The sequence below is a fragment of the Sphingobacteruim zhuxiongii genome, from assembly GCF_009557615.1.
Lineage (GTDB): Bacteria > Bacteroidota > Bacteroidia > Sphingobacteriales > Sphingobacteriaceae > Sphingobacterium > Sphingobacterium zhuxiongii.
Genome location: NZ_CP045652.1, coordinates 2,867,306 through 2,883,722 on the forward strand (window position 1 = coordinate 2,867,306; position 16,417 = coordinate 2,883,722).

A 16,417-nucleotide genomic window follows, 5' to 3' on the forward strand; every position below is an offset into this window, starting at 1 on the left:
TATCAATAACATAAGACACTTGTTTTATAACAAGCTTTCAGCTGAAAAATCTGTATACCACAAAAAAACATACATATGCAACAAAACAAGCTACGTTTTGAATAAACTATTTGTCGCGAATATTGAGGAATATTGCACTATTATTTAGAATTAATACAAATAGATTGCAACTCAAACATATATACCGTATCATGTTTTTAGCCGTCCTTATCCATAGCAGCTTCACCCCGATCTTTGCTCAACAAAAAGCGAGATTCAAGGGCTATGTTATTGATAGTTTAGGGCAACCAATAAGTAACGGCTCTTTACGCTTTCAACCGGATCAAATCCAAGCATCGACAAACGAAAAAGGCTATTTCGAAACCGACCTTCATTATACGGGTCAATACCGATATACAATTACAGCTTTAGGCTATCAGCAAGATACTGGCTCCATAAATTTAACAACGCGTAGACAGCCTATCCGTTTCATGCTCTCGAACGCTGAGCAGCAAATTGCAGAAATTACCGTCGTTGGACAGGTATTGAAAAGACCCACTCTGATTGACCCTCGAAATTCTGCCATGCCTGTCACGATCATCGATCGTCGAACTCTGGACCTCCTTGGAAGTCGTCGATTAGATGAAGTGCTACGTGAACAAACAGGAATGGCCATTGTCAATAATACAGCCGGCGGGAGTCGTTCTGTGGGTGTACAGATGCAAGGGCTTTCTAGTCAGTATATCATGATCTTAATCGATGGGCAACCATTACTCGGGAGACAATCTGGAAATTTAGACCTATCGCGAATTCAAGTTTCTAACATTGAACGGATTGAAATTATAAAAGGAGCATCATCTTGCTTGTACGGAAATGACGCCCTAGGTGGAGCAATCAATATCATTACTCGCTTTGGAAGTACCTCTCCACAACTGCATTTACAAGCAAACTATGCAAGCTTCCATACGATAGACATGACTGCTGAAGCGGAGCGTAATTTCAACAAGAACAAGGGCTATTTACTTTTTTCAAGCAATTATTATAGAACCAATGGATTTAATAACAATAAGCGATATATGGAAGCAGGAACTACGGTTCCTCCATACACTAATTTCGCTGTGCAAGGGAAAATACGACATCAATTAAAAGATGAATCTGAGCTATTAAGCCTTAGCCTACGCGCAAATAATAGACACTCTGAAATGACCAGAAAATATGCTTCAGATTACGAAATTATAGATCAGCAAGATGAGACAGATTTAAATGCTTCATTATCTTTTGATAAACGTTGGTCTAGTCAGTGGAAAAGTCTTACGAACTATTATTTTTCTCATTATCAATCAGATATTGCAGTAGACAATCAAGAGGCTTCAACATCACTTTCAAGTGATCGATTTCGGCAAGCCATTCATAAGATCGAGCAACAAGCGGCATATCACAGATCGGGTTTCAATCTGACTTTGGGTGCAATGGTTCAACTAGAAAAAATGAACGTGGAAGCTAACTTGAATCAGCGGCAGCAATTGACCAGCAGTGTGTATGGGCAAGGAAACTATAATTGGGGAGCACATGTACTTCTTACAGCAGGAATACGATTTGATCATACGGTAAATTTTGGATCGCAGTTAAGTCCTAGTCTAGGAACGACCATTAAACTTTTAGATAATCTCAAATGGAAAACGGGCATTGCAACTGGCTTTAAAGCTCCTGACTTCCGGACTCGATATCAGGTATTCTACAATCCTTCAGCAAATTATTATGTGCTTGGCAATGAGGTTTTACGTGAAACCGTTGAACGAATGGATGCCGCTGGCGAACTATCTGAGATTCGTACGGCAGTGCTCAAACAATTAGATCAGTCTCTAAATGCTGAAAAGAACACCTCTTTAAATACAGGTTTTCATTATACCCCCTTCAAGAACAGCCAGATTGAACTGAATGTATTCTATCACCGATTGCGCAATCAAATCAACAGTATTCAGGTTGCGACAGGTCAGCGTAATATGGCAGTCTACTCGTTTCAGAATCTCCCAAGTGCAGTAAATAAGGGAATTGAAGCCAATTGGCAAGCGGAAATATTTACCGGACTACAGTTATCCGGAGGTTACCAATATTTAATCGCGAAAGATCTATCGGTACAAGACAGCATTCGGGCAAATGTATGGCCATACAGTCAGAATATACATGATCCCAAAACAGGAAACGCTTATAAGCCATCCGCTAAAGATTATTGGGGATTGGAAAACCGATCGAGACATCAATTTAATCTGGGAGTAATCTACCGCTATGAACCTTGGAATCTAAGTTTCAATCTGCGTGCTATTTTTCGAGGAAAATACCCATTCATGGATTTAAATGGAAATCGCTTCATCGACAAATATGACAGCTATGTGGATAGCCATATCATTTACTACGCCGGAATCGAAAAGAAATTCAATAGTAGGCCATTAAGCATTCGTGTGAATATGGATAATATGACAAATTATATCAATTACATGATTCCTGGACAAATGGGACGAATGACAAGTATCGGTCTATCCTACCGTATTATTAAAAACTAAAGAACATGAAAAATATCAACTATCTAAAAATAATAGTCCCAGTCCTGTTGCTGACGTTTACAGCCTGCAGCAAGTCGAATGAGGGACCAACTGTCGACTTGGAAGATGGGGTAAGCGTGCTCATCAGCAATCTGGCCGGAGATGTCGATGCTTCTGTAGGAAGCACAGGACCAGGCAAAGAGAAACGTGACTTTCACACCTTTTTATTCCGCTTCGCCGATAAGAAACAAACCTGGCTTAAGAATGCTCAGGATTCAGCTAGTCATTTATCCAAAACAGAGTGGGATTTAGCATTTAGTAACTACTATAATAGTAGCATTTATATCAACAATGGGAGTCAGCAGAATGTTCCATTTTCAGGAAATGCTTCTAAGCATAAAATGCTCTTAATAGAGAAAGATTACGATTCCGTTGATACCGCTCCCTCGGATTCAGAATTCGACAAAAGCACGCTATACAATATCGGAATGGTAACTAGCGAGGATTCTAAGGGTTGGTATAACTATAACATGACCTCTCATCTGGTTCAAGTGATTCCTAACAGAACCTACGTGCTAAAACTCAATAACGGCAAATATGGGAAACTGCAATTCATTAGCGTTTACAAAAACAATCCGCCAGTAGTAACCGACTTAAACTGGCCTGCCCCCTACTTCACCTTCCGATATTTCATTCAGGAAGACGGCAGTAAAAATCTTAGAACAAAATAAATACTTAAATAGAATAATTATGTTGAGCGAAAGAATCAAAACAGCAACTAAAGACGGTCACCAAGAATTGGAAAAACAAGTGGTATACCGTATAAAAGCAATAGAAAACAACAAAGACTATGTTGAGTTATTAAAATATTTCTTTGCTTATTTCGAGACCCTAGAGCAACAAATTGCCTCCTTTATACCAGATGCCCTGCAAGATTACTTCAGCGTTCGCCGAAGTGCTAAAGATATTGCTAAGGATATTGAGGTCTTGGGTTCATCAGTCGCAGATTTACCACAAGCTTTTCTGCCTGCAATTGAAAACAAAAATCAAGCTATTGGAGCATTGTATGTTTTAGAAGGGTCTATTATGGGAGGTCCATTTATTGTAAAAATGTTCGAGAAAGTGGGTATTGAATCAGGTTTCAATTTCTTCCAAGGCTATGGGGATCAGTCGGCAGAGAAATGGCTCGAGTTTACCAAAATCATAAACCAAGAGGTTAATCAGGAAGCTGACATTGAAGAAGCCATCGCGAGTGCGAAAAACACGTTTGAACAATTTGCAAATACTTTCACAAATACTATTAACGCATAACTAACATGATGAAATCCTTTAAATCTACATTCCTTTTATTCGCAGTTACTGGACTGGCTTGGACTACAATTAGCTCCTGCTCAGACGACAAAGAAGTTGCTACTCCAAAACTCTCAGACAGCAATGCTAAGACTGAACTTGCGAAGATTACAATTCCTCCGAGCAAGAAGGTCTTCTTTGATTTTAAAACCAATAGCCTTCAAGACAGCGCAAAAAGCATGGTAAACTTATCGGGGATGTACGGTTCAAATCTCAAGAATTCGCGTTCAGATGTGTACGCTATGGGCTATTTTGATAAAGAAAATACATCTATTGAAAAACTTACCTTACAGGATGTTTTATCTCAAAAACTAACGTCTACTGACGCTTTTACTATCGACGCTTCAAGTGCTGGTGCCCCGGCAACAGGACCTACATGGATTATTTATGACTTCAAAAATAATCATGCAGTCTATCCTACTGCAAATCGATACATCGTCATGTATAAAGGCACTGCGCTAAATGATGAAGCCGATGAGCTTTATGTTATCAATGCAGCTTCGGTTACCGCCGCACAAGGCACCGCTAACTACGAAATCAATGTAAAAAAATTCGTAAAATAGTATAGCTGGCTCGTTTAGCTGAAAAGGACTGTTAAATAAAACAGTCCTTTTTTTATGTATCCGATCAAAAAAAATCTATAATCAGGTTTACCTGAAAATTGAAAGGTTCAATCTAAGCTATTTTCTAACTATTCTAGGCGAGATCGTATATGTGTCTTGCGCAAAATTTAGCTTGTTACCATGGTCGAATATTTAACCGTTCACGAGCATGAATATGGATACTTACTAAATAATCGATATCAATTTAATGCTCAATAACTCCAATTTTACGCCTAAATTTCGTACATTCATTTCTTCTAACCAGAGCCAAAAAACACAACGATGAAAGTCTTTATCAACAAAATTATCCCAGAAATAGGCATGCAATTACTAGCACGTCCTGACATCGACTTAATCATGCCTGAGAATCCTGAGATCAGCTATGATGAATGGATAAGTTATTGCCAACAATGCGATGCTATCTTGAATATTGGGGCATATAAGATTGATGCTAAATTCTTTGATTTATGTCCATCGGTAAAAGCTGTATCGCTGTTCTCTGTCGGATACGATCAAGTAGATTTAGCAGAGGCTACTCGAAGAGGAATCCCTGTTTCCAATACTCCCGATGTATTAAGCAGAGCAACGTCTGACATTGCTTTTCTACTAATGCTGATGGTTTCTAGATTAGCATCCTTTCATACGAATCAAGTACGTTTGGGCGTCCGGTTTAAGTACTTTAATCCGGTTGCGAACCTAGGACAGGAACTATATGGTAAAACACTAGGTATATTCGGCTTGGGAAGAATAGGCATTGAAATGGCATTGAAATGCCAAGCAGCATACCAGATGAAAATCATCTACCATAATAGAAATAGACATCCAGAGTTAGAAGAAAGCATAAATGCGACTTATGTTTCATTTGAGGAACTTTTAGCTCAATCTGACGTACTTTCCATTCATGCGAATTACGCGCCAGAATATCGTGGAAAATTTGATGCATCAGTCTTTCAGCAGATGAAATCGAATGCTATCCTAGTAAATACAGCTCGAGGAGGATTTATTAATGAGGATGATCTCTACAAAGCGCTAAAAACCGAACAAATATGGGGAGCAGGTTTGGATGTATCTGATCCTGAACCTATGTTACCGGACAATCCTTTACTCGATCTAGAAAGGGTCTGTGTATTACCACATATTGGTTCCGCTACATTTGAAGCAAGGTCTGGAATGGCAAAAACAGCCGCCGAGAACATCATTGCTTTTGTGGAAGGAAAACCTTTGCTTACTTGTTTAAACCCTGAAGTCTACACAAATTCCTAATGATGAATATCTTAATAGCCCCTAATAGTTTTAAGGGGAGCCTTACTGCTGAAGAAGTTGCTGACGCGATTGCTGAAGGTCTCAATCAGAGTAAAATCAAGGCTAATTTGGTAAAGTTCCCTATTGCTGATGGCGGCGATCACACCTCGTTCTTAATGACCAAACATCTAAACGGCAGCATGCATACGCTGCTAGTTAAAGGTGCCTATCTTCAAAATACAGAAGCACATTACGGTCTACTAGTTGATAGAAAAACTGCCATAATAGAGGTTGCAGAAACATCTGGATTTAAATCTATTATTGGTGAATTGCGAAGTCCTATGCATTCAAGCACCTATGGTTTGGGCGAACTTATTCTCCATAATATTGAAAAGGGTGTGCGTTCATTTATCATCTGCCTAGGAGGATCAGCAACAGTCGACGGGGGATTAGGTATGTTGCAAGCACTCGGATTAGAATGTCTCGATAAATCAGGTAAGGTTTTGCAAGCAGGGCCTTCAAATTTCGTAGACGTCGCGAGCCTTGACTTAAGTAATCTAAATAAGACAATAGCTGGTATAGACTTCACGATCCTTTGCGACGTAGAAAATAGACTATTGGGTCCAGAAGGTGCTGCCGCAGTATTTGGCCCGCAGAAGGGAGCTTCAGAAACGGATGTGATTGCATTAGAGGAATTCCTATCTCAATTTGAGTACTTAACGAAAAAACATACTGGAAAATCATTGAATAAAGTAATTGGAGGCGGTGCAGCGGGAGGTCTAGGTGCTGCTTTCAAGGTCTTTATGCATGCTGACATGCAGAAAGGGGCAGCTTATTTCTGTAAACTTACCCAGATTGAATCCCAAATTCAACAAGCTGATTGGGTTATCACTGGAGAAGGAAGTATTGACTCGCAATCTTTGGAAGGTAAAGCACCGGTAGTCTTAGCAGAATTAGCAAGAAAAGCAAACAAACCAATTATTGGACTTGCAGGTAATATTCCTAGAACTATAGATTCACAATTACAAGATTATTTCACAGCATTATTCGCCATTGGAAACAGACCTGAAGAATTACCGAAAGCAATAAAACATACGACAGTAAATCTTCAACGAACAGCCAAGCAAATCGGGATGTTGTTAAATGTTTTAAAATAAAAAATCGGCTGCTAAGTGTAAAATTGCAGCCGACTAAACATCACATGATTGAAACAAAAACGATCTTTAATGATTAGAAATAACCATATTGCTTTACGTCGCCATAGTTTAGCGCGACTTCCAAACGCTTGACAACAAATATCCCGCCTTTAGATAAAATACTGACTTCATTATCCCCTTTTATTAGGGCATTCTTTGGAATTTCAAATACATATACTTCTTCTCCATCCTGCAGACCTTTGATACGGTCGTATTTAACCGCAACGCTGCTCTCTAAAGGATTAACTGATTTCCCGTTAATCTTCACCTCCATTCTAGCTTTCTTATCCGCACGGAGAAATAGAAGCTGTGATTGAATACTTTGAGAATTCACTTGATCAGCGACAAAGATTCCAACTTTGCTCAACTTTCCATTACCGCATGCCATCGGAAGATCCGCAACCTGAAGGACACCATAAGCATTGGTTACCCCGTCTGATGCGCAATAGATCTTATTACGCTTACTCAACAAAGCAGGGTCTCCTAGGTCTGTTAACAGTCTTTGTGAACGTGTTCTGCAAACCAATCCACTCTCATTTACTGCCTTGGCGTAATCTACCTTTGCATCATTTTCAAAATAGAAATTGAACAAGTACAATCCGTCAGCACCTTGCCCTAGAATATGGGAAGCCATACCGCGATACATACCTTCGGAGAAAAACTCCCGAGGTTGATAGCCGCCATCATCAATTGAACCATAGACTGGAATGGTTTTACTAAATCCTTTAAATAAATCTCTTTTAAATTTAGCAATTGGTGTCGCTGTCTCACCTCGCCAATGTGCACCAATAGATATAAAATCTATTAATCCTTGCTTATGCCATTCGCGTACATCTAATCCTTTTTCTAAGCTACCATCAACAGTGATTGGAACGCGTACGGAAAGTAAAATTTTCTTTTTTCTTACAGTCGCTACTGAATCAACCATATGCTTGACCGATTTAACAAATGATGTTACCAACGGCGCCTTCGCTGATCCTTCACCGGTCTTAAACAGCACAATAAACCGCATAAAATCCAGATCATAACCATCTATTTGCGGATATTTTTCTAGTTGCTCACGGATTAAATTCAACTTATGATTTCGTACTTCTTCATAGGTGAAATCAAGCGCTTGCGCACTGTTCATACCTTGTGAAGGGTCTCCCGTATAATATTGGGGATTGTTATACCAAAAATCAGGATAGGAAACTCGGCATTTAGACGCTGTATCTGCAAAATGCAGATCGTTTACACGGAAAGTAATGAATGCTTCCATTCCTCTTTCCTTTGCACGCGTAAGCGAAGCATCAATGATGTCAGTACCTTCTTTTTCTAAGCTTAGAAAGTTAGCGTAATAATGTTTAAAAGCATCACGCTCCGATGTACTTTTATCGCATGATAAAGTACCATTTCTATCATCTCCGAAAGTGCGCTCATATTTTGAACGGTAGTATACGAAGTCACTACCTGTACACATCATATACGTGGTTACGACCTTACTATCCGCTACAATATCTACATAGCGATTAATATCTTTTCGGGACAAATTACCTTTGCGATTGAACCACATATTGGCAAGCGCATCAGTTCCATCATTGTTGTGAATTATACGAAAACCCTTGGCTTTTTGCTGATCTTTGGGCTCTGAAGAAGAACTTAATCCTAATAAGAGAAGAACAGCAAAAAAGCATTTAATAAGGGTCTTGTGGTTTAGGTTGATAGTCATTATTAAATTTCGTTGAGAAGGTTGATCTCAAAAGCTCTAAAGCTTATGATACAATATTAATTATTTACTATCAGGTAACCGTCCTGTGCTTACCGCTTATTTTTGTGCATTAACGAGCTTCTGATTCGGCTTTATGAACAGTAAGGATACAGCCGATAGAATAATCATACCAGATGCAAATTGAAAAATTGTATGTAGGTCAATGTTAGAGTCACGTAGTGCGCCACCAAAATAGAGGCCTAATCCACCGACCAAAGTTCCACAAAAGTTCAGTATGCCATAACCGGTCGCTCTATACTTCTCTTCGACAACCATACTTAAAATCGGCATAGTGTTCGTGTCAACAAACGACTTACAGAAGGAATACAGAATAAAGCACAGAATCGAAATTGAAAGTATATAGGAATAGTTTGCCATAAATATGGCTGGGGCGGCAATGCACAAGCCGATGAAAGGCATATAAATCCGCGCCTTAGAATTTTTCTTACTCCAGATATCCGTTACCATACCACCGAATAGCACCCCAAATATGGCTGCTGTGAATACATAGCCCGTTGAATAAACACCAGCCTGCGTTTGAGTCAAACTAAATTTTTCTTGAAAATAAGTTGGGAGCCAGCCTACAATTAACCAGCCTACAATAGAGATAAATCCAAAGAAGGCCACGATAAATAAAAACGATCGATTGCTTATAAGGACTTTCAAGGAATCAACAAATCTGACTTTAGGTACTGTATTTGAATCCGCTGTAATTGCTGCTTTCGGCACATCTTTGATTAAGAAAATCATCGCAAGAGCATAACACATTCCGAATATTCCAAAAATTGTAAAAGCATAGTTCCAAGTGTGATTTTCTGCTAGCCAGCCGCCAACAAACCCCAAGCTTTGCCCTAACATAATACCGGCCATATGAACACCCGTTGCTAAGGATCTTGTAGGCCCTTTATGGTAGTCCATAATCAAAGCCAATGCCGCTGGAATATAGCAGGCTTCACTGATGCCCATCAATGCTCGGGTAATCAGCAATTCGTTAAATGTTGATGCATAGGAAGTCATCCAGGTCACCAAAGACCAGACAAACAAGCTAAATAGAATAACACGGCTTCTGCTATAGCGATCGGCTAAATAACCGGCAAAGGGACTAAAGAAACCATAAACCCAAAGGAAAACAGCAGTCAATAATCCAAACTCTGCATCGCTCATTGGAATAGAGTCGACAATGGAAGTACGCATGGTGGTAATCATCGTACGATCTATATAATTCAACATGGCAATGATGAATAAAAGGCCGACGATTAGCCAGGAACGGAATTTACTAGGTGGACCTTTGGTCACAAAAGAGAAGCTCATAATTTAAGTTTAAGTTGGTTGTGTGTTGGAATAATCTTTACATTTCAGATAGTACTTCGTTAACGGCTATTATAGCTTGATCGATATCGGCTTCGGTGTGAACAGCACTGATGTACCACAGACCGCGACCAATTACGCGAATCCCGTGATCTTGAAGTGTAGAGATAAACTTCCCTAGTTTTGCTTTGTCGCTCTGCAAGGTATCTCTGTAGTCAACTAGTTCATCTAAATCGGTAAAAAGCGTAACGAACATCGGACCTAAGCCAAATACCTTTAGATTTTGATTATATGTTGCCGCTGCTTCTTCAATACCTTTCATCAGTTTCTTACCCAAATAAAACATACGCTCGTAAGGCTGTTCTTCTTCCAGAACAGTGATTGTCGCTAAGGAAGCTGCAATAGTCGGATTGCTTGAATTCATCGTGCCAGCGTGAATTACTTGCGAATTAGAAATACAGTCCATCCATGATGTTTTCCCTACGATGGCGCTGATTGGATAACCGCTACCCATTGCTTTTGCAAAAATTGACAAATCAGGAGTTACCTGATAGTGAGTTTGTGCTCCACCTAGTCCAAGTCTGAAACCAGTAATAACTTCGTCCAAAATAAATGCGATACTATACTCATCACATAAAGACCGAATTCCTTCTAAGAAGCCAGCTTTAGGAGCAATACAGCCATTATTACACATCACCGGTTCAGTGATAATAGCGGCTATTTCATGATGATGCTTTTTCACAGTTTCTTTCAAAAGTTCCAGATCGTTCCATGGCAGAATGATAAACTCATCACGACTCTCTGGCGAAACGCCTTGCGACCATACATGTGCTGTCGGCTCAGCTCGATCGCCAAGTGCTTCCACACTCGGTGTTGAAATTCCCCAAGCGACATTATCTAACCATCCATGATAATGACCTTCAAAACGCAAGAATTTGTTCTTTCCTGTTTTAGCTCTTGCTACGCGGAAAGCAGTTTGAACGGCCTCAGAGCCATCAAGACAAAATCGGATGAGCTCCGCTGAAGGGATTAGCTCACATATTTTTTCTGCCAACAGGACCTCTTGAATATGTTGCCCAGCATAAAGCTGCCCTTTATCCGAATAAGCATTCACTGCTTCCAGTACACGTGGATGCGAATGCCCGAGAATCAGGGGGCCTTGACTCAATGTAAAATCTAAGTACTCATTACCATCGACATCGATCAATCTACTCCCCTTGCCTTCTTTATAGAATATAGCATGAGGATGATTATATTTTCTGAACTCTGACGACACGCCGCCCGCTAACACTTTGGAAGCGCGGTCAAGTAGCTTTTTAGATTCAGTGAAATTATTCATGTTATTTAATTGATTTAAGTTTATTTAATTGGATTGATAGTATGCTGTTGGTGCGCACGCCGGGGCCAACTTCCCCAGAAATAAGGTAATATTGATCAGCATGTTGTACCGCCGGTAATGTCAACCGGATTTGTTTCTTATCTAAGTTCCCTAATACTGACCAACTGTTGGTTTTAATGTCATAAGCAAGCACATCAGGAAGAAAGCCTGGATGGGTAACCGGATCTGCATGTTGAGCAGTTTGATGATCTAAGCCGCCAAAAAGAACTATTTGATTTCTTTTCTTAATCACTGCAGCACTTAATGGTCCAGCAGCCATTCCTTGTGGCAGATCAGCAAGTCGCTCCCATGTTCCGGAGGTAATTCCGTCATTTGTTTTACTTAGTGTTAAACGATAAGCATCTTGCAAAATATTCCTTTTGATCTTACCATCAGCTTCTGGAACCAGTTCGATACCGGTAAAAAGATAGAACTGACCATTGATCTTGGCACTCACAGCATTAATACGTTTAGCAGCTGGCAGTGTAGGTAAAGCCGACCAGACTTGATTTTTCAAATCGAATAATAACACCTGATCCGTAGGCATACTATTCAGTTTATCAGATCCAGCAGCGAAAACCACCTGCTCTCCTATCCGCTCTGCACACATATTTACGAGCGCAATAGGCATATCTTCCCAATGTTCAATATGCCATGTTTTATCCTTTTTATGAAGATAATAGACCGCTTTAGACGGTACATTATCTTGCTCTGAGCCCCCGAAAACAACAAGGCCATCTTGGTAAGATATAGCCACTCCATAAGCTAAAGCTTTAGGTAGTTTTAACGATAATTTCTCCCAACTTTTATGGGGCAACGAGTACACAAATATATCATCGTGCCAAGCCTTGTTTCCGCCTTCCCAAGGCATCTTATCTAAGAAGTTCGCTCCTCCAGCCGCTATAAGCTCGTCCCCTACCATCCCGGCATACATGCCAGCAAAGCCTAAAGGATCGGGTATCGGACTTATTTCTTCCGTAGAAGAAGGCAATAAAGTTTGTGACTGACTTTCCTCAGTATGTAAAAGCATCGTAAATACTATCATTAGTGTTATAATTTTTTTCATAGGCTTGTTCATTTTACCAACTTGTCCAGCCACCGTCGACCAGTAAGTTGTGACCGGTAATGAAAGAAGATGCATCAGAAGCTAAGAAGACAATTGGTCCGGCAATATCATCATCGTCAGCAAAACGCCCCAGTGGTGTTAAACGCTTGTAGTTATCAACAAATTCGTTCTCTCCAAATGAAGACGTAACCCCAGGGCCATAACCGCCAGGACTTAAGCAATTACAACGTATTCCAAACCGTCCGTAATAATTAGCGATCCATTTAGTAAATCCAACCATCGCCCACTTATCATACGTATAGTTGATAGGACTGGTCATTCCGGTATCTCCATAGACTGGAAAGTTTGGACCGACGGTACCTTGGATCGAGCCAATATTGATGATATTTCCAGTTTTCCGTTCTTGCATGCCTGCTACGACAGCTTGCGTCAATAACATAAGCCCTGTACTATTTATAGTTTGCGATTGCTCCCATTCTTCCTTGGTCATATCGGCAAGATTCTTAAATCCCTCCCTAGTAACCGCATTGTTGACCAAAACATCAATTCTTCCAAATGATAATTGAACTTCATTGACTAACTGGGTAATCGATTCTTGATTTGAAAGGTCAAGTTGGAAGGCAGCCGCTTTATATCCTGCTGCATTCAACTCATCAGCATAATCTTGACATGCTTTTAGATTTCTTGAAGCAATAAGAACTGTCGCGCCAGCATGCGCTAGTGCCAGTGACATCGGTTTACCAAACAAACCTGTACCTCCTGTGATTAGGACAACTTTTCCGTTTAGGAAGAATCTTTTCATCGTTATATTTTCCATAGTCGTGGGGTTAATAGGTCTTCAGGTATTTGTAAAAACAAAGGCATTATCTTATCAAATATTGCTTTAGGTATTTTGGGGCCGTCCAACAAGGCAATGTTTTCAAGTAGTTGTTCTTCTTTATCAGGTCCAATCAGCACACTACTCACGCCTTCCAGGTCCCTGATGTAGGAGAAGCACATCTGGCTTACAGACATATGAGCTTTATCCGCCAAATCTTTAAGTTGCCTCAAATATGGAGTTGCCAACTGTAAACTCCCCGTTAATTTTTCAGGGTCTTGCATCAACAGTCCTTTCAGATAGATACTTCGCACGAAGATGATTTTCTTACGCTTGATAAGATCTTGCCAAAATGATGTCGATGTTAAACGATGATCTAAAATGTTAATTGGAATTTGAAAAGCCTGATATATATCATTGTCCAAGAAGTGTTTAATCTCAAGTGGATGATCAACAGACACACCAGCAGTTTCAATTAAACCCTTACCTTTCAAATGCTCAAAAACACGTGGCAAAACTTCTTTCACAGCGGAGATATCAAATGATGAGACCATGTGAAAAAGACAGATGGGTAGTTTCTTAAGCTTTAACTCGTTTAGCGATTCTTCAACACTTTGAATTGATTCTGCCAAGGCCTTTTCAAAATCAAAACAAGCTTCATTAGTCCATTTAAACTTTGATATAATAGTCGCATCTTCTAGCTGACCAGTCTCGATTACATGACCTAGTAAGGATTCAGCAGTACCATACTCTCGAGCAGTATCAAAAGAGGAAATCCCCATTCGACGAGCTTGCACGATTAGTCCTTCTGCAGAGCTTTCAGAATTTGCGTTTTCCTGATCAAAGACGACATAGGGTAATCCTAACGCAACTGTTCCTAGGCTCAGTTTGGATATGTTCAAATCGCTAACAGCTGATCCTCGCTCACGTTGAATAATTCGAACCTTTCCTGGTCCTGGCTCACCTTCGCCGCCTGTCAATACGATAGTTTCAGGACTAACGCAGATATTACTACACAAGGTAATCTGGCTATCAAAGCTCTCTAATTGTCCTGTATTAAGGTGGTAACGGTGATATTGTCCCATTCCATAATGTGCAATCCAAAGCCAAGTATTGTTCTCTAAAAATAGACCATCCGGTAAATTCTTCGTCTCATCCAATGAAGGATGCGTTGGAAGCTCCAATAAGGTACTAACCGGATGGTCAGGTTGGTTAAGGTTGACTTTAATTATTCTATTTTTAAAACTCTCTGCTACATAAAGGCAGTTTACTTTTTCATCGTAAACAATGCCGTTTGGATAATCCAAATTACGCGCAATAAGTTGTGCTTGACCATGCTTGGGAATGAATACAATGGCCCCGGTTTTTCTAACCGAATCTGTAAAATATACACCCTGCTCACCTACCCAAAGATCGTTAGGACATTCAACCTGATATCCCTCAACGAGGCCTTGAAAATAAGTTTCTAAATGATTGCCCTCGGCATCAAAACGTTCAACACTACCGGCTAAACTATTACATACGTAGTGTGTACGATCAGCCGCTATAAACTGTCCATTCGGGCTTGTACAAGTTCCCCATTCTGTAAAGCGACCGTCTCCTTGATACTTAAGAATTTTCTTCCCCAACAAGTTCGTCACGAAGAGTTCTCCACTTGCATTGAATAATGGACCTTCGGTATAGAAATCGCTAGAGATCAACACATCTTTCCTATCCATCATATTTAACATTAAGTGCTTCGAAAGGCAACATCGGACGTCGTCTATACTTGTATTGATATTGCGTCGCATCCGCATTGCTTTCGCCTGGTGTCTGAATCTTTAAATAAACTGGGCAGATTGGACGATAGGCAGCAATCGGCGCATTTACGCCCTTTGCAACAATCCAATTCAATTTGCTAAGATCAAGGTTCAAAATCTCAATTTGCTGACTACTAAAAGGTGGAACGCGGAGACTGGTAAACAGAATATAATTGCATAATTCCGTTTTAACCAAGACAATCCTGCCCATATCGTAAGAAGTCTGTCCTCCATGCCTTGGCGTCAATTCAGAAAACGATCCATCCCGAACTTCTAAGATCTGAACCTTATAGTTTTGAATGCTATCTCCAGCAGTTTGATCGTCCAATATGATTTCTGTCCAACTTTCGATATCGAGATCTTTTAGTTCTTGTACTTTTTGGGGATCATAGATAACGATAATTCCATGAGTACTTCGATTGGCCTCTAGTGCTTTTAACAAATAGGAACTATTTCCCAAAGCACCAGCACCAACATTGTCTCCCATATCTAAAAGCAAGACCGGTTTTGCGTACGAATCCTCATTGTCGATTACCTCTTGAATGTGGAGGCGTTTGCCCGTAAATTGAGGGTAATAACTTTCAAAAACAGCCAATGCTTGTTGCTTCAAAGCAGTTGTATCAAACTGATTCTCCGACACGAGGATGAGCGAAGTTCCCATTTCCTCGACATCAGCATATGGAAAACCTAAGATAATGCTATGGGAAAGTATGGGAAGATTCCTGGTTAAATCAGCAATCTTTTTATACATCGAAAGACAGGGTTCTACACTGGTTTCCTGTTGCTCTAAGCTGAGAGAAGCAGGAAGCATTAGCAGTTCTTGTTTGATCGATAAGTCGTCTAAAACGACCCCTTTCATCAATCTGGCAATCTTTTGTCCGATCTCTCGTTGATCGAGATGGGGGTTTGTTGTATAGGATATCATTGCATCTGTTGCAGCAATCATCTTATTGCTTACATTGGCGTGTGGATCTAAACTCGCCATCATTGGAACATTAGCGCCAACAATCGCACGAAGCGCTGTCATCCAGTAACCATCAACATCGCGAATCTCCTCAGCGGCTGCTGCTCCATGAGCAACACAATAGATTCCATCGAGCGGCAAAGCAGATTGGACCGCATCACATAACTCATTCGCTAAACCTAATGCCACCTCTTTCTTTATCGTGCCAGAGGGAATTGCATCTGCCACAAATAGCGGTACAACTTCTATTTCCTCGGCTTGTATTTCTTGAAGAAAACCTGCAATCTCATGATGAGCATGTTCAAATCGTTCAATAATTTCTTGTCCACGAAAAATATGTCCATTGGTGAAATTTTCCCATTCGGTGGGAATTGAACTGAACGTATTCGATTCATGATAAATACCAGCAATTGCAATGCGCTTCTTCAT

At 40.2% G+C, this 16,417-nt stretch carries 13 protein-coding genes; 6 read left to right on the forward strand and 7 right to left on the reverse strand.

Annotated elements, in window-relative coordinates:
• Nucleotides 1-191 precede the first annotated feature (191 nt).
• The 6 genes from GFH32_RS12225 to GFH32_RS12250 all read left to right on the forward strand — a co-directional run bounded on the left by GFH32_RS12225 (nt 192) and on the right by GFH32_RS12250 (nt 6,870).
• Nucleotides 192-2,540: a TonB-dependent receptor gene (locus GFH32_RS12225; RefSeq protein ID WP_153511872.1), complete on the forward strand. Its 2,349-nt coding sequence runs from the start codon at nt 192-194 to the stop codon at nt 2,538-2,540.
• 5 nt (nt 2,541-2,545) lie between these two features.
• Nucleotides 2,546-3,250: an HmuY family protein gene (locus GFH32_RS12230; protein WP_153511873.1), complete on the forward strand. Its 705-nt coding sequence runs from the start codon at nt 2,546-2,548 to the stop codon at nt 3,248-3,250.
• Nucleotides 3,251-3,269: 19 nt separating this feature from the next.
• On the forward strand, nt 3,270-3,830 hold the full coding sequence (locus tag GFH32_RS12235) for a biliverdin-producing heme oxygenase (RefSeq protein WP_153511874.1): 561 nt from the start codon (nt 3,270-3,272) through the stop codon (nt 3,828-3,830).
• 5 nt (nt 3,831-3,835) lie between these two features.
• Nucleotides 3,836-4,432: a hypothetical protein gene (locus tag GFH32_RS12240; RefSeq protein ID WP_153511875.1), complete on the forward strand. Its 597-nt coding sequence runs from the start codon at nt 3,836-3,838 to the stop codon at nt 4,430-4,432.
• Nucleotides 4,433-4,753: 321 nt separating this feature from the next.
• Complete coding sequence (locus GFH32_RS12245; protein WP_153511876.1) at nt 4,754-5,734, forward strand: 2-hydroxyacid dehydrogenase; 981 nt, start codon at nt 4,754-4,756, stop codon at nt 5,732-5,734.
• The gene (locus GFH32_RS12250; protein ID WP_153511877.1) at nt 5,734-6,870 is read left to right on the forward strand and encodes a glycerate kinase family protein; all 1,137 of its coding nucleotides are present in this window, start codon (nt 5,734-5,736) and stop codon (nt 6,868-6,870) included. The genes GFH32_RS12245 and GFH32_RS12250 overlap by 1 nt, the downstream gene beginning before the upstream one ends.
• A gap of 73 nt (nt 6,871-6,943) precedes the next feature.
• Here the strand turns inward: GFH32_RS12250 and GFH32_RS12255 are convergent, their stop codons facing one another.
• From GFH32_RS12255 to GFH32_RS12285, 7 genes are all read right to left on the reverse strand, one after another.
• Nucleotides 6,944-8,617 (reverse strand): glycoside hydrolase family 10 protein, encoded by a 1,674-nt coding sequence (locus GFH32_RS12255; RefSeq protein WP_153511878.1) that lies wholly within the window; start codon nt 8,615-8,617, stop codon nt 6,944-6,946.
• Between the two features lie 96 nt (nt 8,618-8,713).
• On the reverse strand, nt 8,714-9,967 hold the full coding sequence (locus tag GFH32_RS12260) for an MFS transporter (RefSeq protein WP_153511879.1): 1,254 nt from the start codon (nt 9,965-9,967) through the stop codon (nt 8,714-8,716).
• Nucleotides 9,968-10,004: 37 nt separating this feature from the next.
• Complete coding sequence (locus GFH32_RS12265) at nt 10,005-11,303, reverse strand: aspartate aminotransferase family protein (protein ID WP_153511880.1); 1,299 nt, start codon at nt 11,301-11,303, stop codon at nt 10,005-10,007.
• A gap of 1 nt (nt 11,304) precedes the next feature.
• A complete protein-coding gene (locus tag GFH32_RS12270; RefSeq protein WP_160366808.1) occupies nt 11,305-12,408 on the reverse strand; it encodes a Kelch repeat-containing protein in 1,104 nt (367 codons plus the stop codon).
• 13 nt (nt 12,409-12,421) lie between these two features.
• Nucleotides 12,422-13,210 (reverse strand): SDR family NAD(P)-dependent oxidoreductase, encoded by a 789-nt coding sequence (locus GFH32_RS12275; RefSeq protein ID WP_153513070.1) that lies wholly within the window; start codon nt 13,208-13,210, stop codon nt 12,422-12,424.
• A gap of 2 nt (nt 13,211-13,212) precedes the next feature.
• Nucleotides 13,213-14,946, reverse strand: a complete 1,734-nt coding sequence (locus tag GFH32_RS12280) for an aldo/keto reductase (RefSeq protein ID WP_160366809.1) — start codon at nt 14,944-14,946, stop codon at nt 13,213-13,215.
• Nucleotides 14,936-16,417: a M81 family metallopeptidase gene (locus GFH32_RS12285; RefSeq protein WP_153511883.1), complete on the reverse strand. Its 1,482-nt coding sequence runs from the start codon at nt 16,415-16,417 to the stop codon at nt 14,936-14,938. The genes GFH32_RS12280 and GFH32_RS12285 overlap by 11 nt, the downstream gene beginning before the upstream one ends.